This window comes from Kitasatospora sp. NPDC058170, from assembly GCF_042883905.1.
In the GTDB taxonomy this organism is placed as follows: domain Bacteria; phylum Actinomycetota; class Actinomycetes; order Streptomycetales; family Streptomycetaceae; genus Kitasatospora.
Genome location: NZ_JBHVUV010000027.1, coordinates 65,963 through 89,852, shown reverse-complemented (window position 1 = coordinate 89,852; position 23,890 = coordinate 65,963). Strand labels below are relative to the sequence as shown.

The 23,890-nt window shown below is 71.8% G+C and carries 23 protein-coding genes and 2 pseudogenes; 22 read left to right on the top strand and 3 right to left on the bottom strand.

The annotated features are described in order from the left end of the window. Positions 1-26: 26 nt before the first annotated feature. Complete coding sequence (locus ACFVVX_RS28170) at positions 27-698, bottom strand: response regulator transcription factor (protein WP_030299918.1); 672 nt, start codon at positions 696-698, stop codon at positions 27-29. After that, positions 699-1,607, bottom strand: coding sequence for a RecB family exonuclease (locus ACFVVX_RS28165; RefSeq protein WP_387949507.1), 909 nt, complete (start codon positions 1,605-1,607; stop codon positions 699-701). It lies immediately after the preceding gene. 174 nt (positions 1,608-1,781) lie between these two features. On the opposite strand from ACFVVX_RS28165, the gene ACFVVX_RS28160 reads away from it, so the two are divergent. The 3 genes from ACFVVX_RS28160 (at position 1,782) to ACFVVX_RS28150 (ending at position 4,784) form a co-directional block, all read left to right on the top strand. Further along, on the top strand, positions 1,782-3,008 hold the full coding sequence (locus tag ACFVVX_RS28160) for a site-2 protease family protein (RefSeq protein WP_387949506.1): 1,227 nt from the start codon (positions 1,782-1,784) through the stop codon (positions 3,006-3,008). Between the two features lie 68 nt (positions 3,009-3,076). Then, complete coding sequence (locus ACFVVX_RS28155; RefSeq protein WP_387949504.1) at positions 3,077-4,036, top strand: tRNA (adenine-N1)-methyltransferase; 960 nt, start codon at positions 3,077-3,079, stop codon at positions 4,034-4,036. Positions 4,037-4,199: 163 nt separating this feature from the next. Beyond that, complete coding sequence (locus ACFVVX_RS28150) at positions 4,200-4,784, top strand: hypothetical protein (protein ID WP_387949503.1); 585 nt, start codon at positions 4,200-4,202, stop codon at positions 4,782-4,784. A 190-nt stretch (positions 4,785-4,974) separates the two neighbouring features. On the opposite strand, the gene ACFVVX_RS28145 is transcribed toward ACFVVX_RS28150, so the two are convergent. Further along, positions 4,975-5,277 carry a ferredoxin gene (locus tag ACFVVX_RS28145; protein ID WP_387949502.1) on the bottom strand — a complete coding sequence of 101 codons (303 nt, stop codon included), beginning with the start codon at positions 5,275-5,277 and terminating at the stop codon, positions 4,975-4,977. A gap of 284 nt (positions 5,278-5,561) precedes the next feature. On the opposite strand from ACFVVX_RS28145, the gene arc reads away from it, so the two are divergent. From arc to ACFVVX_RS28050, 19 genes and pseudogenes are all read left to right on the top strand, one after another. Next, positions 5,562-7,328 (top strand): proteasome ATPase, encoded by a 1,767-nt coding sequence (arc, locus tag ACFVVX_RS28140; RefSeq protein ID WP_387949501.1) that lies wholly within the window; start codon positions 5,562-5,564, stop codon positions 7,326-7,328. 251 nt (positions 7,329-7,579) lie between these two features. Beyond that, complete coding sequence (gene dop, locus ACFVVX_RS28135) at positions 7,580-9,091, top strand: depupylase/deamidase Dop (protein ID WP_387949499.1); 1,512 nt, start codon at positions 7,580-7,582, stop codon at positions 9,089-9,091. Between the two features lie 174 nt (positions 9,092-9,265). Beyond that, a complete protein-coding gene (locus tag ACFVVX_RS28130; protein ID WP_387949497.1) occupies positions 9,266-9,484 on the top strand; it encodes a ubiquitin-like protein Pup in 219 nt (72 codons plus the stop codon). 134 nt (positions 9,485-9,618) lie between these two features. Next, a pseudogene (locus ACFVVX_RS28125) lies at positions 9,619-9,696 on the top strand (recombination endonuclease VII); the annotation flags it as partial. Further along, on the top strand, positions 9,693-10,490 hold the full coding sequence (gene prcB, locus ACFVVX_RS28120) for a proteasome subunit beta (RefSeq protein WP_387949578.1): 798 nt from the start codon (positions 9,693-9,695) through the stop codon (positions 10,488-10,490). The pseudogene ACFVVX_RS28125 and the gene prcB, both read left to right, overlap by 4 nt. Before the next feature lie 31 nt (positions 10,491-10,521). Further along, complete coding sequence (gene prcA, locus ACFVVX_RS28115; RefSeq protein WP_387949495.1) at positions 10,522-11,289, top strand: proteasome subunit alpha; 768 nt, start codon at positions 10,522-10,524, stop codon at positions 11,287-11,289. A gap of 268 nt (positions 11,290-11,557) precedes the next feature. After that, complete coding sequence (gene pafA, locus ACFVVX_RS28110) at positions 11,558-12,919, top strand: Pup--protein ligase (protein ID WP_387949494.1); 1,362 nt, start codon at positions 11,558-11,560, stop codon at positions 12,917-12,919. Positions 12,920-13,048: 129 nt separating this feature from the next. Next, positions 13,049-14,035, top strand: coding sequence for an FKBP-type peptidyl-prolyl cis-trans isomerase (locus ACFVVX_RS28105; RefSeq protein ID WP_387949493.1), 987 nt, complete (start codon positions 13,049-13,051; stop codon positions 14,033-14,035). Between the two features lie 319 nt (positions 14,036-14,354). Next, complete coding sequence (locus tag ACFVVX_RS28100) at positions 14,355-15,668, top strand: FKBP-type peptidyl-prolyl cis-trans isomerase (protein WP_387949492.1); 1,314 nt, start codon at positions 14,355-14,357, stop codon at positions 15,666-15,668. A 161-nt stretch (positions 15,669-15,829) separates the two neighbouring features. Further along, positions 15,830-16,204 (top strand): FKBP-type peptidyl-prolyl cis-trans isomerase, encoded by a 375-nt coding sequence (locus tag ACFVVX_RS28095; RefSeq protein WP_387949491.1) that lies wholly within the window; start codon positions 15,830-15,832, stop codon positions 16,202-16,204. 179 nt (positions 16,205-16,383) lie between these two features. Next, positions 16,384-17,427 (top strand): helix-turn-helix transcriptional regulator, encoded by a 1,044-nt coding sequence (locus ACFVVX_RS28090; protein WP_387949489.1) that lies wholly within the window; start codon positions 16,384-16,386, stop codon positions 17,425-17,427. Beyond that, positions 17,424-18,380, top strand: a complete 957-nt coding sequence (locus ACFVVX_RS28085; RefSeq protein ID WP_387949487.1) for a helix-turn-helix transcriptional regulator — start codon at positions 17,424-17,426, stop codon at positions 18,378-18,380. The genes ACFVVX_RS28090 and ACFVVX_RS28085 overlap by 4 nt, the downstream gene beginning before the upstream one ends. Before the next feature lie 3 nt (positions 18,381-18,383). Beyond that, positions 18,384-18,596, top strand: a pseudogene (locus ACFVVX_RS28080) (hypothetical protein); the annotation flags it as partial. A 231-nt stretch (positions 18,597-18,827) separates the two neighbouring features. Then, positions 18,828-19,004 carry a hypothetical protein gene (locus ACFVVX_RS28075; protein ID WP_387949486.1) on the top strand — a complete coding sequence of 59 codons (177 nt, stop codon included), beginning with the start codon at positions 18,828-18,830 and terminating at the stop codon, positions 19,002-19,004. A 213-nt stretch (positions 19,005-19,217) separates the two neighbouring features. Continuing rightward, the gene (gene tatA, locus ACFVVX_RS28070; RefSeq protein ID WP_387949484.1) at positions 19,218-19,532 is read left to right on the top strand and encodes a Sec-independent protein translocase subunit TatA; all 315 of its coding nucleotides are present in this window, start codon (positions 19,218-19,220) and stop codon (positions 19,530-19,532) included. 161 nt (positions 19,533-19,693) lie between these two features. Next, positions 19,694-20,584 (top strand): twin-arginine translocase subunit TatC, encoded by an 891-nt coding sequence (tatC, locus tag ACFVVX_RS28065; protein WP_387949576.1) that lies wholly within the window; start codon positions 19,694-19,696, stop codon positions 20,582-20,584. A gap of 142 nt (positions 20,585-20,726) precedes the next feature. Further along, positions 20,727-21,887: an NAD(P)/FAD-dependent oxidoreductase gene (locus ACFVVX_RS28060; protein WP_387949482.1), complete on the top strand. Its 1,161-nt coding sequence runs from the start codon at positions 20,727-20,729 to the stop codon at positions 21,885-21,887. 228 nt (positions 21,888-22,115) lie between these two features. Further along, positions 22,116-22,430 (top strand): (2Fe-2S)-binding protein, encoded by a 315-nt coding sequence (locus tag ACFVVX_RS28055; RefSeq protein ID WP_387949481.1) that lies wholly within the window; start codon positions 22,116-22,118, stop codon positions 22,428-22,430. Continuing rightward, positions 22,411-23,826, top strand: a complete 1,416-nt coding sequence (locus ACFVVX_RS28050; protein ID WP_387949479.1) for an NAD(P)/FAD-dependent oxidoreductase — start codon at positions 22,411-22,413, stop codon at positions 23,824-23,826. Before ACFVVX_RS28055 ends, ACFVVX_RS28050 begins: the two co-directional genes overlap by 20 nt. The last annotated feature ends 64 nt before the right edge of the window (positions 23,827-23,890 follow it).

The following is a 23,890-nucleotide window of genomic DNA, read 5'->3' as shown; positions in this document are numbered from 1 at the left end:
ACCGTCACATCCGGAGCCGCACGGGCTCAGAGCGCGCCCGGACGCACCAGCCCGCTCTCGTACGCGTACACCGCCGCCTGCACCCGGTCGCGCAGCTGCAGCTTGGTCAGCACATGGCCGACGTGCGTCTTCACCGTCGTCTCGCTGACGAACAGCTCCGCCGCGATCTCCGCGTTCGACAGCCCGCGCGCCACCAGCTTCAGCACCTCCAGCTCGCGCTCGGTCAGCGCGTTCAGCGCCTGCGGCGGCGCCTCCTCGCCCGAGGGCAGCTTGGTGGCGTACATGTCCAGCAGCCGCCGGGTGATGCTCGGCGCCAGCATCGCCGCGCCGTCCGCCACCACCCGGATCGCCTGCACCAGCTCCTCGGCCGGCACGTCCTTCAACAGGAAGCCGCTCGCACCCGCGCGCAGCGCCTCCACCACGTACTCGTCCAGGTCGAAGGTGGTCAGCACCAGCACCTTGGCCGGACCGTCCCGCCCCGGGCCGGCGATCCGGCGGGTCGCCTCCACGCCGTCCATCCTGGGCATCCGGATGTCCATCAGCACCACGTCGGGCTGCAGCGCCCGGACCTGGTCCAGCGCCTGCTGACCGTCACCGGCCTCGCCGACCACCACCAGGTCGGACTCGGCCTCCAGGATCATCCGGAAACCGGTGCGCAGCAGCGGCTGGTCGTCGACCAGCAGCACTCGGATCGTCACCTAGGACTCCTTGCTCATCGGATCCCCCGTGGGATCGTCTTCGTCGGACCTTCGGGCCAGCGGCAGCGGATACGGCGGGGGAGTACCGCCGAACTCCGGGCAGCTGGCCTGGTGGTCGCACCAGTCGCAGAGCCGGTTGCGGGTGGCCGGGAAGTCCCCGGTGGCCACCGCGAGCGAGATCCGCTCCCACAGCGCCTGCAGCTTGCGCTCCACCGCCAGCAGATCCGCCTCGTCCGGGTCGTAACTGACCACGTCCCCGCCACCGCCGAGGTAGACCAGCTGCAGCCGCCTGGGGATCACGCCCTTCCAGCGCCACACCACCAGGGCGTAGAACTTCATCTGGAACATCGCCTTGCCCTCGAAGTCCCGCGAGGGCGCGCGGCCGGTCTTGTAGTCCACCAACCGGACCTCACCGGTCGGCGCGACGTCCACCCGGTCGATGTACCCGCGCAGCAGCAGCCCCGACTGCAGGGCCGTCTCCACGTACAGCTCCCGCTCCACCGGGTGCAGCCGGGTCGGATCCTCCAACCGGAACCACCGCTCGACCAGCTTCTCGGCGTCCGCCAGCCAGCGGGTCAGCGCCGCGCCGTCCGGGTCGTCCGGGAACAGCGAGACCAGCTCCGGGCGCTCGCCCAGCAACCGCTCCCACTGCGGGCGCAACAGGCCCAGCGCCCGGTCCGGCGTCCGATCCGCCGCCGGGCTGTCGAACAGCCGCTCCAGCACCGCGTGCACCAGGGTGCCGCGGGTCGCCGCCTGACTCGGCGGCTCCGGCAGCCGGTCGATCACCCGCAACCGGTACAGCAGCGGGCAGGTCAGAAAATCCCCCGCGCGCGACGGGGACAGGCCGCTCGGAGGCGACGCCGGGCGCGCCGGAGCCGCGGCGGCACTGCTGTGGTCGGTCTGCTGCATACCCCGACCCTATTGCCCTGCGCTGTCATCCCGCTGCCACGGTGCTGCCACAACGCCCGCCCAGTGGGTATGAAGCCACCGAGAGGGGCGCGCGGAGCACAGCGGCCCAGATCACGTAGCGTGGGCGCACCGACGCGCGGTGCACGACGCGGGACTCGACCTGAAGGGATCACGGTGAGCGACAGCAGGGGTCGGCAGACCTCCGACCAGCCACCGCACGACGACCACGGCGCCCGCCCCGGGCCCCCGCCGCCGCCCGAGGAGCCCGAGCGGCGCGGCGGCATCCTGATGGGCCGCCCCTTCGGCGTGCCGATCTACGTCACCCCCTCCTGGTTCGTCATCGCCGCCCTCATCACCTGGGTCTTCGGCGGCCAGCTCGACCGCGTGCTCCCCCAGCTCGGCGGCACCCGCTACCTGGTGGCCTTCTCCTTCGCCGTCGCCTTCTACGCCTCCGTCCTCGTCCACGAACTCGCCCACACCCTGGTCGCCCTGCGCTACGGACTCGGGGTACGCCGGATCCAGCTGCAGTTCTTCGGCGGCGTCTCCGAGATCGAGAACGAGGCCGAGAGCCCCTGGCGGGAGTTCTGGCTGGCCTTCGTCGGCCCGCTGCTCTCCCTCGTCCTCGGCGGCGCCTTCTACCTCGCCGTCCAGACCGTCGAGCTCTCCACCGTGCCCGGGGTCCTGCTCACCGGCCTGATGGTCTCCAACCTCGTCGTCGCCGCCTTCAACCTCCTGCCCGGCCTGCCACTGGACGGCGGCCGGATGCTGCGCGCCGTCGTCTGGGCCGTCACCGGCAGACCGATGAGCGGCACCGTCGCCGCCGCCTGGGTCGGCCGCGCCCTGGCCATCGCCGTCCTGATCGGCCTGCCGCTGATCAGCGCCGCCCGCGGCGTCGAACGCAGCACCACCGACACCCTGGTCGACGCCGTCCTGGCCGCCGTCCTCGCCGCGATCATCTGGAACGGCGCAGGCGGCAGCCTGCGCAACGCCCGCCTCAAGGAGGCCCTGCCCGGACTGCGGCTGCGCGAGCTCGCCCGCCGGGCCGTCGAGGTCACCGCCGACACCCCGCTCGGCGAGGCGCTGCGCCGCGCCCGCGAAGGCGGAGCCGGCGCCCTGGTGATCGTCGACGGCCGCGGCGAACCCGTCGCCCTGGTCCACGAGTCCGCCGTCCGGGCCGTCCCCGAGCACCGCCGCCCCTGGGTCGCCGTCGGCGCGCTCGCCCGCGACCTCGAACCCGGCCTGCGCCTGTCCGCCGAGCTCACCGGCGAGGACCTGCTGCGCGCCGTGCGCACCACCCCGGCCGGCGAGTACCTCGTCGTCGAGGAGGACGGCCGGGTCTACGGCGTCGCCGCGCTCACCGACATCGAACAGCGCCTGACCGCCGCCGTCACCGGCCGGTGACCACCGCGGCCGGGCCGCGGTGATCACCGTGGTCGGGCGGAGCGCCTGCTTCCCTTAGGATTGTCCGCATGTCCGAACCGACCGGTGCCACCCGCCGACGCGGGCCCTTCCAGGTCGGGGACCAGGTCCAGCTGACCGACCCGAAGGGCCGCCACTACACGTTCACGCTCCAGGCCGGGAACCAGTTCCACACCCACAAGGGTGCGTTCCCCCACGACGAGCTGATCGGCGCCCCCGAGGGCACGGTCGTGCGCACCACGGGCAACGTCCCGTACCTCGCGCTGCGCCCCCTGCTCCCCGACTACGTCCTGTCCATGCCGCGCGGCGCCGCCGTGATCTACCCGAAGGACGCCGGGCAGATCCTCGCCATGGCCGACATCTTCGCCGGCGCCCGCGTGGTCGAGGCCGGCGTCGGCTCCGGCGCGCTCTCCACCTACCTGCTGCGCGCCGTCGGCGACACCGGCATGCTCGCCTCCTACGAGCGCCGCCAGGACTTCGCCGACATCGCCAAGAGCAACGTCGAGCGCTACTTCGGCGGACCCCACCCGGCGTGGAAGCTCACCGTCGGCGACCTCCAGGACAACCTGGTCGAGGGCGACGTCGACCGCGTCATCCTCGACATGCTGGCCCCCTGGGAGTGCCTGGACGTCGCCTCCAAGGCGCTCGTCCCCGGCGGCCTCATCTGCTGCTACGTGGCCACCACCACGCAGATGTCCAAGACCGTCGAGGCCCTGCGCGAGCACGGCACCTACACGGAGCCGCAGGCCTGGGAGACCATGGTCCGCACCTGGCACCTGGAGGGCCTGGCCGTCCGCCCGGACCACCGGATGATCGGCCACACCGGCTTCCTGCTCACCGCCCGCCGGCTGGCCGACGGCGTCGAGCCGCCGCTGCGCCGCCGCCGCCCCGCCAAGGGCGCGTACGGCGAGGACTACGACAACGCGACGGCCGAGCCCAGCCTCCAGGAGCGCGCCGCGGCCCGGGCCGCCTCCCGCACCTCCGGGGACGAGCAGACCGACCTCGGCTGACCGTACGCCCGACAGGGGTGGCACGAGGGGCTCACGCCCGCCGTGCCACCCCTTCGTGCTACCCGCGCACCCCGGGGCATTTCGCCGCCGCCGGCGTGTGGGACGATGCTCGCTCACACAGACCACAGGAGGGGAACGCCTGGTGGAGAGCGCGGTCGGGACGATGGCTGAGCAGCAGACCCCGCAGGGCCGGAACGGTCCCGCACACGCCCGTTCCGCGCCCTGGCACTGGGCCCTGGCGATCGCCGGCTGCGCCGCCGTGGTGGCCACCGCGCTCGCCGCCAACTCGGCCACCGGCACCCCCGGTCCGGTGCGCCCCACCGCGAAGGCGATACCGGTGGCCACCGCGCCCGACCCGGCGAAGGCCGAACTCCCGCTGGACTGCGGCCCGTTCCCGGTGAAGATCTCGGTCAGCTTCGCCGCCGACCTCGGCGACGGGCGGCCCGGCACCATCGCCGCCGCCCACTGCGCGGCCGAGAACGGCACCCCGCCCGACGCCGTCTACCTGCTCGGCCCCGGCCCCGGCGGCCGTCCCGCGGTCCTGGCCACCCTGCTCTCCGAGCGCGAGAACCTCACCGTCAGCCGGCTCGGACTGCGCAGCGACGGCGTCATCACCGGCCACGGGCAGGGGTATTCCAGCGACGACGTGCCGCGCTTCAGCCCGGACATCTCACTGGACCTCACCTGGACGCGCAAGGGCGGCGGCTGGGACCGCTCCCAGACCGCCGCCCCGCTCGCGCGGTCCTGACTGTTACTCGCCCGCTCGCCTCCGGGCCGCTCCGACCCGGCGGCGGTGCTGCTCGCCCGCTCGCCTCCGGCCCGCTCTGACCCGGTGCCGACGCTCCTCGCTCCGGCGCTCGTGCCTCGCTTGTCGCTCGTCACTTTCGGCACCGGCGCGGCCCTTCGGCTCGGGGCGTAGGGCAGTCCGCCTGGTCCGGTCAGTCCGCGTCCGGGCCGTAGACCTCGACCTGGTCGGTGGTGCGGCGCACGTGGATGCAGTCGCCGGGGCACTCCTTGGCGGAGTCCACCACGTCCTGAAGCAGCGTCAGCGGTACCGGGGCGCTCTGGCCGGGCTCCTGGCGCAACTCGTCGTCCGGGCCCTTCACATAGGCCAGTCCGTCGATGTCGAGCTCGAAGACCTCGGGCGCGTACTGCACACAGATGCCGTCGCCGGTGCACAGATCCTGGTCGATCCACACCTCCAGCGGCTCGCTCGCCGTCGCCTCACCGGTCACCGACATGGTCCCCTGCCGTTTCTGTCCCGGGTCGCCCCTGATTGTGGGCATTCCCGCCATTCGTACAACGATCGGACCGAAGGTCTCGGTCGCGATCGGATATCGACTCGCTCGACGATACATCTGGTCGGCTTTGGGCGGTGCGCGCTGGGTATCCCCTTAGCAGAGGGGAAGCACGCGAGGGCGAAGATCGGACACGCCCGTTCCATCTTTCTTGATCTAGGGGTTTACGGACCCCTGGTCCCAGGTAGGGTCTGGAAGCGTCCAGCTCCCCGGAGGAGGTGAGGACCGTGGCAGCCCACGATGACGACTACAACCGCAGCACCGGCAGGCCCGCTCGTGGTTCCGACGAGACCGCTCAGGTCTCGTACCTTGAGCAGGAAATCGCCGTGTTGCGCCGCAAGCTCGCCGACTCGCCGCGCAATTCGAGAATCCTCGAAGAGCGGATCGTCGAGCTCCAGACCAACCTGGCCGGCGTGACCGCCCAGAACGAACGGCTCGCCTCCACCCTGCGAGAGGCCCGCGACCAGATCGTGGCCCTCAAGGAGGAAGTGGACCGGCTGGCACAGCCCCCGGCCGGATTCGGCACCTTCCTCAGCCAGAACGAGGACGGCACCGCCGACATCTTCACCGGCGGGCGCAAGCTCCGCGTGAACGTCAGCCCCAACGTCGACCTCGACGAGCTGCGGCGCGGCCAGGAGGTGATGCTCAACGAGGCCCTCAACATCGTGGACGCGATGGCCTTCGAGAGCATCGGCGACATCGTCACCCTCAAGGAGATCCTCGAGGACGGCGAACGCGCCCTGGTCGTCGGGCACACCGACGAGGAGCGGGTGGTCCGGCTCGCCGAACCGCTCCGCGAGATCACCATCCGGCCGGGCGACGCCCTGTTGCTGGAGCCCCGCTCCGGCTACGTGTACGAGGTCGTGCCGAAGTCCGAGGTCGAGGAGCTGGTCCTCGAGGAGGTCCCGGACATCGACTACCGCCAAATCGGCGGTCTGGCCAACCAGATCGAGCTGATCCGGGACGCGGTCGAGCTTCCGTACCTGCACGCCGACCTCTTCAAGGAGTACGAGCTGCGCCCGCCCAAGGGCGTGCTGCTCTACGGCCCGCCCGGCTGCGGCAAGACGCTGATCGCCAAGGCGGTGGCGAACTCGCTGGCCAAGAAGGTCGCCGAGGTCACCGGCCGCCCGCAGGGCAAGAGCTACTTCCTCAACATCAAGGGCCCCGAGCTGCTCAACAAGTACGTCGGCGAGACCGAGCGGCAGATCCGCCTGGTCTTCCAACGGGCCCGGGAGAAGGCGAGCGAGGGCACGCCCGTCATCGTCTTCTTCGACGAGATGGAGTCGCTGTTCCGCACCCGCGGCTCGGGTGTCAGCTCGGACGTGGAGAACACCATCGTCCCGCAGCTGCTGGCCGAGATCGACGGTGTGGAGGGCCTGGAGAACGTCATCGTCATCGGCGCCTCGAACCGCGAGGACATGATCGACCCGGCGATCCTGCGGCCCGGCCGGCTGGACGTCAAGATCAAGATCGAGCGTCCGGACGCCGAGGCCGCGAAGGACATCTTCTCCAAGTACCTCAAGGGCACCCTGCCCTTCCACCCGGACGACCTCAAGGAGCACGGCAGCTCCGTCGAGGCGACGGTGGACGCGATGATCCAGGCCGTCGTCGAGCGGATGTACACCGAGACCGAGGAGAACCGCTTCCTGGAGGTCACCTACGCCAACGGTGACAAGGAGGTCCTGTACTTCAAGGACTTCAACTCCGGCGCGATGATCCAGAACATCGTCGACCGGGCGAAGAAGATGGCCATCAAGGACTTCCTCGACCACGGCCAGCGCGGTCTGCGCGTCTCCCACCTGCTCGCCGCCTGCGTGGACGAGTTCAAGGAGAACGAGGACCTGCCGAACACCACCAACCCGGACGACTGGGCCCGGATCTCCGGCAAGAAGGGCGAGCGGATCGTCTTCATCCGCACGCTGGTCACCGGGAAGCAGGGCGCCGAGTCCGGCCGCTCGATCGACACCGTCGCCAACACGGGGCAGTACCTGTAAGCGCGCAGTACCCGCAGGAGTACAACCCGCAGTACCCCGGGCCGCCCGCGGTCCCCGGAGCAGCACGCACCCCGTCCGGCTGTGGCGCCTCGCGGCCCCGCAGCCGGACGGCGCGTCTCGGGGGCCGCCCGTCGGTGCGGCGTTCTAGGCTCGACCCACCGCTCGCGGCACCTCGCCGGCGTCGGTGTTGTTCAGCGGTACGTCAGCGTGTCCCGCCCGTGGGGGGCGGCACACCGGGCAAGGAGGGCCGCATGACCGTACGGCGCGTGATGGGCATCGAGACCGAGTACGGGATCTCCGTGCCCGGGCACCCCAACGCCAACGCCATGCTCACCTCGTCCCAGATCGTCAACGCGTACGCGGCGGCGATGCACCGGGCGCGGCGGGCCCGCTGGGACTTCGAGGAGGAGAACCCACTGCGCGACGCCCGGGGCTTCGACCTCGCGCGCGACGTCGCCGACGCCAGCCAGTTGACCGACGAGGACATCGGCCTCGCCAATGTCATCCTCACCAACGGCGCGCGTTTCTACGTGGACCACGCACACCCCGAGTACAGCTCGCCCGAGGTGACCAACCCGCGCGACGCCGTGCTCTGGGACAAGGCGGGCGAGCGGATCATGGCCGCCGCCGCCCAGCGCGCCCTGGAACTGCCCAACGGGCAGACCATCCACCTCTACAAGAACAACACCGACAACAAGGGCGCCTCCTACGGCACCCACGAGAACTACCTGATGAAGCGGGCGACGCCGTTCGCCGACATCGTCCGCCACCTCACCCCGTTCTTCGTCTCCCGCCAGGTGGTCACCGGCGCCGGCCGGGTCGGCATCGGCCAGGACGGCTCCGCGCACGGCTTCCAGATCAGCCAGCGCGCCGACTACTTCGAGGTCGAGGTGGGTCTGGAGACCACCCTCAAGCGGCCGATCATCAACACCCGGGACGAACCGCACGCCGACGCCGAGAAGTACCGCCGGCTGCACGTGATCATCGGGGATGCCAACCTCTCGGAGATCTCCACCTACCTCAAGCTGGGCACCACCGCACTGGTGCTGTCGATGATCGAGGACTCCTTCATCGCCTCGGACCTCGCCGTCGACCAGCCGGTGCGCACCCTGCACCGGGTCTCCCACGACCCGACCCTCAAGCACCTGATCACCCTGCGCAACGGGCGCAAGCTCACGGCGGTCCAGCTCCAGCTGGAGTACTTCGAACTGGCCCGCAAGTACGTCGAGGACCGGTTCGGCACCGACGCCGACGAGCAGACCACCGACGTGCTGGCCCGCTGGGAGGACGTGCTGGGGCGCCTGGAGCGCGACCCGATGTCGCTCTCGCGGCAACTGGACTGGGTCGCCAAGCGCGAGATCCTGGAGGGCTACCGCAGCCGGGACGCCGTGGGGTGGGACAACTCGCGGCTGCACCTGGTGGACCTCCAGTACAGCGACGTACGGCCGGAGAAGGGCCTCTACAACCGCCTGGTGGCCCGTGGCAGGTTCGAGCGGCTGCTGACCGAGGCGGAGATCGAGCGGGCCGTCTCCAAGCCCCCGGAGGACACCCGGGCGTACTTCCGCGGCCGCTGCCTGGAGCAGTACGCGGAGCACGTCGCGGCGGCCTCCTGGGACTCGGTGATCTTCGACCTGCCCGGCCGGGACTCCCTCCAGCGGGTACCCACGCTGGAGCCGCTGCGCGGGACCCGCAACCACGTCAAGGAACTGCTGGACCGCTGTCGCACCGCCGAGGACCTGCTCCGGGTCCTCTCCGGCGGGTAACTTTTCGATCACCACGGGTGAACGCCCGTCGAATGGGAATCATCCGGGGTGGCAGCGGGTGTTGGACAGGAAGCGCCACCGGCAAACCGGGAGCGGTTGTCGCACCTTGTGTATAGGGTCGGTGCAGCAAGCAGCGACCAAACCGTGCCAGACGAATCGAGCGGGGTGAGGGAAATGGCGAGCAAGGACACCGACGGCGGCCAGCAGCGGGCGAACCGCTCCTCCGAGGAGGTCGAGGAGCAGACTGCGGAAGCGCAGAATTCCGACGACCTCAAGGAGCGCCAGGAAAAGCTCAGCGACGACGTCGACGCGGTTCTGGACGAAATCGACGAGGTACTCGAGTCCAATGCCGAGGATTTCGTGCGGCAGTTCGTGCAAAAGGGCGGCCAGTAACCCCGTCCGGGCATTCAGGGAATTCTCGGTTGCGACCGCCACGGCGGGCGGGCGGCGAAGGCCGTTCGTCCGCCCGGGTCCGGCCCCAGCCACGGGTGGATAGTGATCGCCGGGCGGGTAGGGTGCGGGCAGCGCGCGCTTCAAGCTACCTGGAAGGAATCGTGTGGAAGCCAACACTCGTGGCACCGGGCGTCTACCGGCTGCCTTCCTGACCCCGGGATCCTCGTCGTTCCTCGAGTTCCTGGCGGACCACCAGCCGGAGCTGATCCCGGGCCGCCGCGGCCTGCCCGAGGGGGCGGTCGTCGAGGCCCCGCACGGGACGACGATCGTCGCCGCGGTCTTCGACAAGGGCGTGGTCATCGCCGGTGACCGCCGAGCCACCATGGGCAACGTGATCGCCCAGCGGGACATCGAGAAGGTCTTCCCGGCCGACGAGTACAGCGCGGTCGGCATCGCCGGCACCGCCGGCCTCGCGGTCGAGATGGTCCGGCTGTTCCAGCTGGAGCTGGAGCACTACGAGAAGATCGAGGGCACCGTGCTCTCCCTGGAGGGCAAGGCCAACCGCCTGACCACCATGATCCGGGGCAACCTCGGCATGGCGATGCAGGGCCTCGCGGTCGTCCCGCTGTTCGCCGGCTACGACCTCGACCTCGGCCGCGGCCGGATCTTCAACTACGACGTCACCGGCGGCCGCTCCGAGGAGCGCGGGTTCGCCGCCACCGGCTCCGGCTCGGTCTTCGCCCGGGGCTCGCTGAAGAAGCTCTACCACAAGGACCTGACGGCCCGGCAGGCCTCCACCCTGGTCGTCCAGGCCCTCTACGACGCGGCCGACGACGACTCCGCCACCGGCGGTCCGGACCTCGCCCGCAAGATCTTCCCGATCGTCTCGCTGATCACCGAGGACGGCTTCCGCCGGCTCACCGAGGCCGAGGTGTCCGAGATCGCCGTCTCGATCACCGACGAGCGCCTGATCCACCCCAACGGCCCGCAGGCCCCGCTGCTCTAGCCATCACCTACCAAGGAAGGGACGACCGCCGGTGTCGACACCGTTCTACGTCTCGCCCCAGCAGGCCATGGCGGACCGCGCGGAGTACGCCCGCAAGGGCATCGCGCGCGGTCGCAGCGTGGTCGTGCTCACCTACACCGAGGGCATCGTCTTCGTCGCGGAGAACACCTCCCGGGCGCTGCACAAGGTCTCCGAGATCTACGACAAGATCGCCTTCGCGGCGGTCGGCCGCTACAACGAGTTCGAGAACCTGCGGATCGGCGGCGTCCGCTACGCCGACCTGCGCGGGTACTCCTACGACCGGGCCGACGTCACCGCCCGGGGCCTGGCCAACGTCTACGCCCAGACGCTCGGCACCATCTTCTCCTCGGTCGGGGAGAAGCCGTACGAGGTCGAGCTGATCGTGGCCGAGGTCGGCCGCACCCCGGACGAGGACCAGATCTACCGGCTCACGCCGGACGGCTCGGTCGTCGACGAGAAGAGCTACGTGGTGGTCGGCGGCAACGCCGACTCGATCGGCAACTACCTGGGCCAGCGCCACCGCAGCGGGCTGTCCCTCACCGAGGCGGTCAAGGTCGCCGTGGACTCCCTCGCCCGGGATCCCAACGGCGGCAGCCCGCGCACCCTGACCCCGGAGCAGCTGGAGGTGGCGGTGCTCGACCGCCAGCGCTTCCAGCAGCGCAAGTTCAAGCGGATCCTGGGCGGCCAGCTCGCCCGGCTGCTCGACGGGGACGAGTCCGCCGAGACGGACGACGAGGAGAAGCCGGCGGCCGTCCCGCCGGCGGACAAGTCGGACTAGCAAGACGGAGGGGTCCCGTACGGCGGCTGTCCGCCGTCGTGCGGGGCTTCCCCGGAGGCCCTCTCAGAGAACGGATGCCTCGTGACTCCTCCCCGACGGTCGAGACCGTGGGACTTCGAGCCCGCCTGACGGCCGGCCCCGGACAAGCCCTGCCCGCTGCCGAAGCAGGCGATCAGCCTTCAAGGCCTGCTGCGGCCCGGCGCCGCAGAGTTCAGGATCCCGATCCGCTCACCGGCCAGAACCGGTGATTCCTTCGAAAGAAGGTGCCATGGACCGCCGAATTTTCGGGCTGGAGAACGAGTACGGAGTCACCTGCACATTCCGGGGGCAGCGACGGCTGTCGCCGGACGAGGTGGCCCGGTACCTCTTCCGCCGCGTTGTCTCCTGGGGCCGCAGCAGCAACGTCTTCCTGCGCAACGGTGCCCGGCTCTACCTCGACGTCGGCTCCCACCCCGAGTACGCCACCCCCGAGTGCGACGACGTCGTGGAGCTGGTGACGCACGACAAGGCGGGCGAGCGCATCCTCGAAGGCCTCCTGGTGGACGCCGAGCGGCGGCTGCACGAGGAGGGCATCGCGGGCGACGTCTACCTGTTCAAGAACAACACCGACTCGGCCGGCAACTCCTACGGCTGCCACGAGAACTACCTGGTGGCCCGGCACGGCGAGTTCTCCCGGCTGGCGGACGTGCTGATCCCGTTCCTGGTGACCCGGCAGCTGATCTGCGGGGCCGGCAAGGTGCTGCAGACCCCGCGGGGCGCGGTCTACTGCGTCAGCCAGCGGGCCGAGCACATCTGGGAGGGCGTCAGCTCCGCGACCACCCGCTCCCGCCCGATCATCAACACCCGCGACGAGCCGCACGCCGACGCCGAGCGGTACCGCCGGCTGCACGTGATCGTCGGCGACTCCAACATGTCCGAGACCACCACCCTGCTCAAGGTCGGCGCCACCGACCTGGTGCTGCGGCTGATCGAGGCCGGCGTGGTGATGCGCGACCTCACCCTGGAGAACCCGATCCGGGCGATCCGCGAGGTCAGCCACGACCTCACCGGCACCCACCAGGTGCGGCTCGCCAACGGGCGGGAGGCCTCCGCACTGGACATCCAGGAGGAGTACTTCACCAAGGCGCTGGAGTTCGCGGACCGCAAGGGCATCAACACCGGCACCATCGCCACCGTGCTCGAACTCTGGGGACGCACCCTGGAGGCCGTCCGCAGCGAGAACCTCGACTCGGTCGCCACCGAGATCGACTGGATCATGAAGTACAAGCTCATCGAGCGGTACCGGGCCAAGCACGAGATGAGCATGTCCAACCCGCGGGTGGCCCAGATCGACCTCGCGTACCACGACATCCACCGCCGTCGCGGCCTGTTCTACCTGCTCCAGGGCAAGGGCCAGGCGAAGCGGGTGTCGACGGACCTCAAGACCTTCGAGGCCAAGTCGATCCCGCCGCAGACCACCCGGGCCCGGCTGCGCGGGGACTTCATCCGCCGGGCACAGGAGCAGCGCCGGGACTTCACGGTGGACTGGGTGCACCTGAAGCTGAACGACCAGGCGCAGCGGACGGTGCTCTGCAAGGACCCGTTCCGTTCGGTGGACGAGCGGGTGGAGAAGCTGATCGCGGGGATGTGAGCGGCCAAGGGCCCCGGTGTGATCTTTGCGGTGTCCGGCCCCGGCGTTGTCTACCGGGGCCGGACACCGCCTGGGCATACGCTGTCCGTCGAGTCCGGAGACCGACTTTGACCGACAGTTAGGAACACCGTGCGTCGCACCGCCGGTTTGCTTCTCACCCTGCCCCTGCTGCTGGTGGTCGCCTGCAGCAGTTCCACCAAGGCGGCCAGCCCGGCCTCACCCTCGGCGTCCAGCGCGGCCCCGACCGTGCCGTCGCCGGTCAGCGAGGCCTCGCCGATGCCGACGGTGTCCGGTGGCGGGTTCGGAAGCAAGGCCACCATCACCCTCCCCGAGGGCCAGCCCAGCGGCCAGTTCGTGGTGAACACCGTCAGCGAGGGCGATCGCTCCACGGTCAACAAGGGCGACTGGGTGACGGTCAACTACACGGCGAAGGACTGGACGACCGGCAAGGACCTGCCGAGCTCCTACGACGCGGGCGGCAAGCCGCAGCTGTACCAGGCCGGCAGCGGGCAGCTGGTGCCCGCCTTCGACCAGAGCGTGCTCGGCAAGAAGGTCGGCAGCCGACTGCTGGTGGTGGCCCCGCCGGCCGCCGCGTTCGGCGGCCAGGGCAGCGGCCAGCTCGGGGTGGCCGGCGGGGACACCGTGGTGTTCGTGCTGGACATCATGGAGAGCCTGCCGCAGGACTCCACGCTCTCGGGCGCGATGACGCAGCCGCCGGCGACGCTGCCGCAGGTGAAGGACAACGGCAAGGCCGCGGTGACGATCACCATTCCGCCCGGCCAGCCGGCGCCCACCGAGCTCCAGCAGGCGGTGCTGATCAAGGGCGAGGGCAAGCAGGTGAAGGGCGGGCAGACCCTGGTGGTGCAGTACACCGGGGTGCTCTGGAGCAACGGCCAGCAGTTCGACTCCTCCTGGAGCCACGGCGGCGCGCAGGCGCTGCAGATCGGCACCGGAAGCGTGATCGAGGGCTGGGACAAGGGCCTGGTCGGGCAGACCGTGGGCAGCAGGGTCGAGCTGGTGGTGCCGCCGGCCCTCGGTTACAAGGACAGCGCCCAGGGCTCGGTGCCGCCGAACTCCACCCTGGTGTTCGTGATCGACATCCTTGAGGCGGTGTAGGGCGCGTCGGAGCCGGACACACCCCGAGGGCCGGTACGGCCGGTACCGGCCCTCGGGAGGTCCGAGGACTCCCTCCGCGCACCCGGTGGGAATTGTTCCGATGCGGACAAGCCCTAGGAAGCGACGGGGTGGATTCCGTACGCTTGGGCGGGCGCTCGCACAAGGAAACGTCCGCCCTCATCCTGACCTGTCATACTGCCCTCGCACTGTGGTAGGCGCCGCCGACGTGCGGGGTTCGGGCGGCAGTGCGACAGCACCCCGGCGATCACCGCGCCGGCCGTAGACCTCGAAGACCTCGTGGCGAGATGGATGGGGAGTCATGTCTGAGAAAGCGTCGAGCCCGGGCGGGGCCGGCACCGCGAACGGAAACTCCGCCGGGGACCCGGCAGACTCGCGGCCCGGCGGTCCGCTTCCGGGCGACGGCGAGTCGATCGTCGTACCGCCGTCGATCCTGAAGCAGCAGGCGGGCTGGGCCCAGCCCGGCCAGGCCCCGCGGCCGGCCGGCGGGACGAAGACCGAGGACACCCCGCAGATCTTCGCCTCCAACGTGCGCCGCCAGGACAGCTCCGAGGCCGGGTACGACGAGAACCCGCCCGGAGTCGGCCGACTCGGTGTGATCCTCGGCACCGTGCTCGCCGTGCTGCTGGTCGGCAGCGGCATCACGCTGTACGTGGTGAACCGCGACGGCGGAGACAAGGCCGACACCGCCGCCAAGCCGGACGCCGCCAAGAGCGCCCCGGCCACGCCGTCCGCCGAGCCGGTGCCGCCGATCAAGGACAGCGCCAAGGTGATGCCGACGATCACCGGCGCGTTCGGCACCAAGGCCGGCATCGAGGTGCCCGCCGAGCAGTCCGACGGCAGCTTCGTGGTGAAGGTCCTCTCCGAGGGCACCGGCGCCAAGGTCGAGAAGAACTCCTGGACCTCGGTCGACTACACCGCCAAGGACTGGACGACCGGCAAGGACATCCCCAGCTCGTACGACGACAAGGGCAAGCAGCAGATCTTCCAGGCCGGCATGGACGCGCTGATCCCGGCGCTGGACCAGGCCGTGCTCGGCAAGAAGGCCGGCAGCCGGCTCCTGGTGGTCGCCCCGCCCGCCGCCGCGTTCGGCGCCCAGGGCAACCCGAGCATGTCGATCGGCGCCAAGGACAACCTGGTGTTCGTCATCGACATCCGCAACAGCAACGCCCCGGACGCCGTCGTCAGCGGCACCGTCACCCCGCCGCCCGCGGACTTCCCGCAGGTCAAGGACAACGGCAAGAAGCCGGCCGACATCACCCCGGTCGCCGGCGCCGCCGACCCGACCGAGCTGAAGTCCCACGTCCTGATCAAGGGCACCGGCCCCAAGGTGGAGAAGGGCGAGAAGATCGTCGTCCAGTACACCGGCGCGCTGGCCAAGGACGGCAAGGTCTTCGACTCCTCGCTCAGCAAGGGCCAGGCGTTCTCCTTCCCGCTCGGCGGCGGCCAGGTCATCGCCGGCTGGGACCAGGGTCTGGAGGGCCAGACCGTGGGCAGCCGGATCGAGCTGGTGATCCCCGCCTCGCTCGGCTACAAGGACCAGGCGCAGGGCGACATCCCGGCCAACTCCACCCTGGTGTTCGTGGTCGACATCCTGGATGCGGGCGTCGGCTGATCCACTTTCGGGTGACAATGGTGTGCGTGTGACCTTCGGGTCCGGCCGCGTGGCCGGGCCCGGACGGGCGGCGGGCGCCCGTACCGTGGTCCGGGAACGGACCGGGGTGCGGGCGCCCGCCGCTTGGTCATGAATGGAACCAACCGCGAGAAGAGGCAGTAGTGAGCAACAAGACGAAGCCGGAGATCGACTTCCCGATCGGTGAGCCGCCGGTCGAGCTGCAGATCCGCGACATCGAGGTCGGCACCGGCGACGAGGCCAAGCCCGGCCAGGTCGTCGACGTGCACTACGTCGGTGTCACGTTCGAGACCGGCGAGGAGTTCGACGCCAGCTGGAACCGCGGCAGCAGCTTCAAGTTCCCGCTCGGCGCCGGTCGCGTCATCAAGGGCTGGGACCAGGGCGTCGCCGGCATGAAGGTCGGCGGCCGCCGCGAGCTGGTCATCCCGGCCCACCTGGCGTACGGCAACCAGTCGCCGAGCCCGCTCATCCCCGCGGGTTCGACCCTGATCTTCGTGGTCGACCTGCTGGGCGTCTGACAGCGTCCGACACCGGCCGCTCCACCGGGCCGCACCCCGCTTCCGGGGTGCGGCCCGCGGCATTTCCGGACGCGGCTTTTGCACTGCGTACCGCTACCGGTACGGTCGGTCCCGCCGGGTCGACAATTGCCCGGCGGGCGCACCCCGCGCACGGCGCGGCACCACCGGAAGGGTCAGCGATGGCGATCGCCAAGGCAGAGCGGCTGATGAATCTCGCCCTGTGCCTGATGAACACCAGACGGCCGCTCTCCAAGAAGGAGCTGCGGGAATCCATCGAGGCGTACCGCGAGGCCTGGCAGAACAGCAGCGAGGACGCCTTCAACCGGATGTTCGAGCGGGACAAGGACGACCTGCGCGAACTCGGTCTGGTCATCGACGTCGACGAGAACGCCCTCGACGGCGAACTCGGCTACCTCGCCCGCGCCGACCGCAACCGCCTGCCGGAGATCGCCCTCGACGCCGAGGAGGCCGCCGCCCTCACCCTGGCCGCCCGCGTCTGGCAGCAGGCCAAGATGTCCGGCGCGGCCAGCGGCGCACTGCAGAAGCTCCGCGCGGCCGGCGTGCCCTTCACCGAGACCGAGGGCCGCACCGCCCTGGAACCGCGCATCCCCGCCCGCGAAGCCGCCTTCGAACCGCTGCTCACCGCCGCCCGCGACCGCCGCCCGGTCACCTTCGAGTACCGCAAGGCCGGCGCCGCCACCGCCGAGCAGCGCACCGTCGAGCCCTGGGCCCTGGAGTGCTGGCGCGGCCACTGGTACCTCGCCGGCTGGGACCGCGACCGCGGCGACGCCCGGGTCTTCCGGCTCAGCCGGATCACCGCCAAGGTCCGCGCCCGCACCGGCGCCTTCCTCGGCGCCGTGCCCGAGCACGTGGACGTCCGCGCCACCGTCGCCAAGTTCGCCGGCGAGGGCGCCACCGCGACCGCCGCCGTCAAGGTCCGCCGGGGCGCCGGATTCCCCCTGCGCACCAAGGCGCTGAGCACCCGTCGGATCGACGACGCCTGGGACGAGCTGGAGATCCCGTACGGCAACGGGCTGGGCGCCGACCTCGCCGAGTTCGGACCGGACGTCCTGGTCCTCGGACCGGAGGAACTGCGCGCCGACGTGATCGAGCGGCTGCGCGCCGTCGCCGGTGTGGAACCGGCCACTGCGGAACCGGCCGTCGTGGAGCCGGCGACCGTCGTGGAGCCGGTCGTCGCTGCTGGAGAGGGAGCACAGGCATGAGCAACGCCATCGACCAGACCCGCCGGATGCTCTCGCTGGTCACGTACCTGCGCGAACGGCCGGGCGCCGAGGTCGCCGAGGTGGCCCGCGCCTTCGGCATCACCGAGCGCGAGCTGATCGGCGACCTCAACGTCCTGCCGATGTGCGGCACCAGCTTCCGCGGCGGCGACCTGCTCGACATCGACACCGACGGCGAGCGGATCTGGTGGCACAACGTCGACGACGTCGCCCAGCCGCTGCGGCTGGCCGCCGACGAGGCGACCGCACTGCTGGTCGCCGCCCGCGCGGTGGCCGGACTGCCCGGACTGCGCGCAGGTGACCGGGAGGCGCTCACCCGGGCCGTCGCCAAGATCGAGAACGCCGCCGGGGACAGCGCCGAGGGCAGCGCCCGGGTCGGCGTCACCTTCGAGGCCGAGAGCCACGTCTTCGCCGACATCGACCGCGCGCTCAGCGAGGGCCGCCGCCTCTGGCTGCGCTACTACTCGCACGGGCGCGGCGGGATGACCGAGCGCGAGGTCGACCCGATCCGACTGCTCACCGAGGGCCACACCTACCTCGAGGCCTGGTGCCGGACCTCCGAGGACCACCGGATGTTCCGACTCGACCGGGTCGCCGAGATCAAGGTGCTCGACGCCCCCGCCGACCCGCCGCGCCGGGAGCCGCGCGACCTCTCCGGCGGACTCGTCAACCCCTCCGCCGACGACCCCGAGGTGGTCGTCGAGGTGTCCTCCGGCGGCCGCTGGGTCGCCGAGTACTACACCCACGACCGCGCCGAGGAACTGCCCGACGGCGGCCTGCGGATCACCCTGCGCAGCGCCGACCCCTCCCAGCTGCGCCCGCTGGCGCTGCGGCTGGGCCGGGACGGGCGGATCGTCTCCCCGCCGGAGCTCGCCGAGCAGGCGCGGTCGGCGGCGCTGGAGGCACTGGCCGGGTACGGGGACGGACGGGACTGAGCCGTGGAGCCGGGTACCAGATTCAAGGTGTACTGCTCGGAGTGCCGCGAGAAGGTGGAGCTGCCGGCGGAGGAGTTCCGCCTGACCTTCGGTCGGACTCCGGACCAGGCCCACTACAGCTTCGGCTGCCCGCTCTGCGGGGCGGGGGTGCGCAAGCCCGCCGGGGAGAAGATCGTCGCGGCGCTGACGGGCGCCGGGGTGCGCACCATGCGGCTCGTGCCGGTGGAGGGCGCCCCGCCGGCGGGCGGCCTCGGACCGGTCGGGGGCGTGCCGCAGGCGGGCGGCCTCGGACCGGTGGCGGGTGTGCCGCAGCCCGGCGGTGTGCCGGTCAAGGGCGCAGGCCCGACCGGGAGCGTCGTCCAGGCCGGGGGCCTGTTCCCGGGCGGGGGACTCGTCCCGGCCGAGGGCTGAGCAGGGCCGCCGGGCTCGGCGGATAGGGTGGGCGGCATGTCCTGGATGCTCGTTGCCGCCGTCCTGCTCGCCACCGCCGGGCTGCTGGTCCTCGGGGTCCTCGCGGTCCGGCTCTGGCTGGACGTGCGGGCCCTGGCCAAGGGAGTGGACGCCGCCTCCCGGGCGCTGGCCGAGGCGGCCGGCGATCTCGCCGCGGCGGTGCCCGGGCGCTGATGCCCCGGGTGAGCCTTACCACGGCAGAGCCGTCAGCGGGTACGGGGGCTGATGCGCGCGGGGGGCGCCGGGTTACCCTCTCAGCAGGCTCCTGAGGTGCGACGGGGGCCGCTGTCCCGTTCGGGCGGCCGTCGTCCAGGTGTCACCCGCAGCGGTTACCATCCCCGCAGCGAGCGGCCTGCCGGTGCCGCCTATGAGTGAAGGTGGTCGAGCATGCGGATCTCGCCGACCGCGATCCTGGTGGTCGTGGTTCTTGCCATTCTGCTTTTCGGCGCCAAGCGGCTGCCCGATCTGGCCCGCTCGCTCGGCCAGTCGCTGCGGATCCTGAAGAGCGAGACCAAGGCGATGCGCTCCGACGGCGCGCAGGACGCCGACGCGCAGCCGCCCGCGCCCGCGGCGGGCGCGGAGTCCGCGACGGCCAAGACCATCCAGGCCGCCCCGGGCGCCTCCGCGACGGCCAGGCCGGTGTCCGAGCCGGCCTCCGCACAGTCCGCGTACTCCGCGTCGGACGGCGGGCAGCCGCGGTGACCGGCACGCGCGCCGCAGGTGAGGCGGGCGAGCCACGTGAGGGACGCGCCGCACATGACCATGGAGGCCTGCCGACCGGCGGGCCTCGACGCACGAGTTGAGGACCGGGGTTGAGCAAGCTCTCCAAGGCGTCGAAGGCGCCCAAGGATCCTGACGGGCGGATGGCCCTCGCCGACCACCTGCGGGAACTGCGGAACCGTGTGGTCAAGTCGGTCCTGGCGATCGTGATCGTCACGATCGTCGCGGCGATCTACCACAAGCAGATCGAGGACTTCCTGCTGAAGCCTCTGCCGCACTGCACGGTGGAGACCGCCAGCCAGTTCCACGGCAAGTGCGCCCAGGTCTCCAACATCGGTCTGACCGCCGGTTTCACCTGGATGCTCAAGGTGTCGCTGACGGCCGGTGTGGTCGCGGCCGTACCGATCTGGCTCTACCAGGTCTGGGCCTTCATCGCGCCCGGCCTGCACCGGCACGAGAAGAAGTACACGGTCATCTTCATGGCCGCCGGGGCGCCGCTGTTCCTGGCCGGCGTGACCTGCGCCATCCTGGTGCTGCCGACCACGGTCGACGTGTTGATCTCGTTCACCCCGAACAACACCACGCCGATCCTGCCGCCCGAGGACTACCTCGACATCGCCACCCGGATGGTGCTGGTCTTCGGCCTCGCCTTCGAGTTCCCACTGCTGCTGGTGATGCTGAACATGGTCGGCATCGTCACCGGCAAGCGGCTGCTCGGCTGGTGGCGCGGCATGGTGCTGGCCATCACCGTGTTCGCCGCCTTCGCGACGCCGAGCGCCGAGCCGGTCAGCATGCTGGTGCTCGCCGCGCCGATCTGGGCGCTGTACTTCGTCGCGGTCGGGATCGCCATCGTGAACGACAAGCGCAAGGCCAAGCGAAACCCGGACCTCGGGCTGGACGACGAGGAGGCCTCGCAGCTGGACCTCAGCGTCCAGGCGGTCTCCGGGGCGGAGGCGGTGGAGGCCTCCACCGCGCCGGTGGCGAGTGCGCCGGTGCCGGCCGCCCGTCATGAGCAGATGGACGACATCACCTGATCGTCCGGTGATTGTCCGGTGATCGTCCGGCCAGGAGAGCCCCGGTCCGCCGAGTGTCGGCGGACCGGGGCTCTTTTGCGCGGTTTTGGCCGTTCGGCGGGGCCGTCTTGGCAGGCGGGATGGCATGTGACATATTACTGACGTGCCCAAGTCCAAGACCTCTCTGGATGTCGTCGTGGTCGGTGCCGGCGTGGTCGGTGCCGCCTGCGCCTACTACGCCGCCCGCGCCGGACTCTCCGTCGCCGTCGTCGACCGCGGTCCGGTCGCCGGCGGTACCACCGGGGCCGGTGAGGGCAACCTCCTGGTCTCCGACAAGGAGCCCGGCCCCGAGCTGGACCTCGCGTTGTTCAGCACCGCGCTCTGGACCGAGCTCGCCGAGACCCTCGGCGCCGAGGTCGAGTACGAGCCCAAGGGCGGCCTGGTGGTCGCGGCGACCCCGGCCCGGCAGGACGCCCTGCGCGCCTTCGCCGCCGAACAGGCCGCGGTCGGCGTCGTCGCCGAGGAGATCCCCGCCGAGCGGCTGCAGGAGCTCGAACCGCACCTCGCCCCCGGCCTGGCCGGCGGCTTCCACTACCCGCAGGACTCCCAGGTCCAGCCCGCCCTGGCCGCCGCCCACCTGCTGCGTGCCGCCCGCCGTGACGGCGCGCTGCTGTACACCGGCGAGACGGTCGGGGCGGTGCGGACCGGGCCGGACGGCGCCGTGCTCGGTGTCGACACCGACCGGCGGAGGCTGGACGCGCCCGCGGTGGTCAACGCGGCCGGCACCTGGGGCGGCGAGCTGGCCGCCCTGGCCGGGGTGCACCTGCCGGTGCTGCCCCGGCGCGGCTTCGTCCTGGTGACCGAGCCGCTGCCGCGGATCGTCCGGCGCAAGGTCTACGCCGCCGACTACGTCGCGGACGTCGCCAGCGGGTCGGCGGCGCTGCAGACCTCGGCGGTCGTCGAGGGCACGCCGGGCGGGCCGGTGCTGATCGGCGCCAGCCGGGAGCGGGTCGGCTTCGACCGGACGCTCTCGGTGGAGGTGCTGAACCGGCTCGCGGCGCAGGCCGCCGCGCTGTTCCCCGTCCTCGCGGACGTGAACGTGCTGCGTGCCTACCGGGGATTTCGGCCGTACCTGCCGGACCACCTGCCCGCGATCGGGGCCGACCCGCGGGTGCCCGGGCTCTACCACGCCTGCGGCCACGAGGGCGCGGGCATCGGACTGGCCCCGGCCACCGGGCTGCTGATCAGCGAGCAGCTGGTCGGGAAGGCTCCCTCCCTGGACCTCTCGCCCTTCCGGGCGGACCGGTTTCCGGCGGCCGCTTGACCCCTGCACTTTGCAAAGGGCTCGATGATTTTGCAAAGGGGTGGTCGCTTTGCAAAGTGCACCGTCGCCCACCCGCCACCCGCCACCCGCGTTCTGCTCAGCACCCCCGCTCAGCACCCCCGCTCAGCGCTTCCACTCAATGCCCCCGCTCAATGCCCTGTTCAGGGCCGGCCCAGCACCGCTGCCCGGCACCCGTTCAGCCTCCCGATCGGAACGGAGACGCCGCCCATGCGCCGAACCCCCGCCGCCCTGGTCAGGGCGGTACCCGGTACCGCCCACACCATCGACTTCGACGGGCGGCCGGTGCCCGCACTGCCCGGGCAGTCGATCGCCGCCGCCCTGTGGGCGGACGGCGTGCTGGCCTGGCGCACCACCCGGGTCGGCGGCCGGCCGCGCGGGGCCTTCTGCGGAATCGGCGCCTGCTTCGACTGCCTGGCCGTCGTCGACGGCCGCCCCAACCAGCGGACCTGCCTGCTCCCCGCCGAGCCCGGCACCGTCGTCACCACCCAGGAGGGAAACGGCCGTGCCGACCTCGCCGTCTGACACCCGCACCCCCGGGTACGACCTCGCCGTGATCGGCGCCGGCCCGGCCGGCCTCGCGGCCGCCGTCACCGCCGCCGACCTCGGACTGCGCTGCGCCCTGCTCGACGCCGGGCCGCGCACCGGCGGCCAGTACTACCGCCACCCCGCGCCCGGCCTCGGCGCCACCCGGCCGGACCGGCTGCACCACGGCTGGTCCGTCTACACCGACCTCGCCGACCGGCTCGCCGACCACCGGGACACCGGCCTGGTCGACTTCCTGGGCGGACACCAGGTCTGGGCGCTGGAGCGGACCGACGAGGCCGCCGACGCCTGGGCGGTGCACGTCACGCTCGGCCCGCAGGCCGAGGAGCGGTCCACCGTCCGGGCCCGCGCCGTCCTGCTGGCCACCGGGGCCTACGAGCGGCAGCTGCCGTTCCCCGGCTGGACGCTGCCAGGGGTGGTCACCGCCGGCGGGGCGCAGGCGATGCTCAAGGCGGGCCTGGTCCTGCCGGGCCGCCGGATCGTGGTGGCCGGCAGCGGACCGCTGCTGCTGGCGGCCGCGTCCTCCCTGGTCACCGCCGGGGCCGAGGTGCCCGCGGTGGTCGAGGCCACCGACTACCTCGGCTACGCCCGGCGCCCCGGCGTGCTGGCCGCCGTCCCGGCCAAGCTCGTCGAGGGCGCCGGCCACGGCAGCGCGCTGCTGCGCCACGGCGTGCGGCTGCGCCGCCGCAGCGCCGTCGTCGAGGCGCACGGCACCGACCGGGTCACCGCCGTCACGGTGGCCCGGCTGGACGCCGACTGGCGGCCGGTGCCCGGCACCGAGCGGCGGATCGCCTGCGACGCCGTCGCCGTCGGCCACGGACTGCTGCCGCAGATCGAGCTGGCCACCGAGCTGGGCGCCGCCACCCGGGCCGTCGCCGACGGCGCGGTCGCGCTGGAGGTCGACGCCCGGATGCGCACCAGCGTCCCCGGCCTCTGGGCGGCGGGCGAGACCTGCGGCGTCGGCGGCGCCGACCTGGCGATCACCGAGGGGGAGCTGGCCGCGCACGCCGTGGCCGACCGGCTCCCGCACGCCGCCCTGCTGCGCCGCCGCTCCCGGCTGCGGGCCTTCGCCGACCTGATGGCCGCCGCCCACCGGCCCGGCCCCGGCTGGACCGGCTGGCTGCGCCCGGACACCGACGTCTGCCGCTGCGAGGAGGTCCCCGCGGCCCGGATCACCGAGGCGGTGGACGAGCTCGGCGCCGGCGACGCCCGGACGGTCAAGCTGCTCACCCGGGCCGGGATGGGCTGGTGCCAGGGCCGGATGTGCGGTCCGGCCGTGGCCGCGCTGGCCGGTGGCGGGGAACCGACCGCCGACCGGCGTCCGCTGGCCTGTCCGGTGCCGCTCTCGCAGCTCGCCGCCGGGGCGCAGGACTGACCCGGACGCCGTTTCCCGGCCGGGATCGCACCCGGTCGGGAAACGGCTCTCGAACCGGCGGGCG

Bases quoted from the DNA above. Each gene is read 5' to 3' on its own strand.
- dop (WP_387949499.1), top strand. From the start codon at position 7,580: ATGACCGTACGGCGCGTGATGGGCATCGAGACCGAGTACGGGATCTCC.
- ACFVVX_RS28055 (WP_387949481.1), top strand. From the start codon at position 22,116: ATGCGCCGAACCCCCGCCGCCCTGGTCAGGGCGGTACCCGGTACCGCC.
- ACFVVX_RS28155 (WP_387949504.1), top strand. From the start codon at position 3,077: ATGTCCGAACCGACCGGTGCCACCCGCCGACGCGGGCCCTTCCAGGTC.
- ACFVVX_RS28090 (WP_387949489.1), top strand. From the start codon at position 16,384: ATGGCGATCGCCAAGGCAGAGCGGCTGATGAATCTCGCCCTGTGCCTG.
- ACFVVX_RS28100 (WP_387949492.1), top strand. From the start codon at position 14,355: ATGTCTGAGAAAGCGTCGAGCCCGGGCGGGGCCGGCACCGCGAACGGA.
- tatA (WP_387949484.1), top strand. From the start codon at position 19,218: ATGCGGATCTCGCCGACCGCGATCCTGGTGGTCGTGGTTCTTGCCATT.
- ACFVVX_RS28165 (WP_387949507.1), bottom strand. From the start codon at position 1,607: ATGCAGCAGACCGACCACAGCAGTGCCGCCGCGGCTCCGGCGCGCCCG.
- ACFVVX_RS28150 (WP_387949503.1), top strand. From the start codon at position 4,200: ATGGCTGAGCAGCAGACCCCGCAGGGCCGGAACGGTCCCGCACACGCC.
- ACFVVX_RS28075 (WP_387949486.1), top strand. From the start codon at position 18,828: ATGTCCTGGATGCTCGTTGCCGCCGTCCTGCTCGCCACCGCCGGGCTG.
- tatC (WP_387949576.1), top strand. From the start codon at position 19,694: ATGGCCCTCGCCGACCACCTGCGGGAACTGCGGAACCGTGTGGTCAAG.
- ACFVVX_RS28085 (WP_387949487.1), top strand. From the start codon at position 17,424: ATGAGCAACGCCATCGACCAGACCCGCCGGATGCTCTCGCTGGTCACG.
- ACFVVX_RS28130 (WP_387949497.1), top strand. From the start codon at position 9,266: ATGGCGAGCAAGGACACCGACGGCGGCCAGCAGCGGGCGAACCGCTCC.
- ACFVVX_RS28145 (WP_387949502.1), bottom strand. From the start codon at position 5,277: ATGTCGGTGACCGGTGAGGCGACGGCGAGCGAGCCGCTGGAGGTGTGG.
- pafA (WP_387949494.1), top strand. From the start codon at position 11,558: ATGGACCGCCGAATTTTCGGGCTGGAGAACGAGTACGGAGTCACCTGC.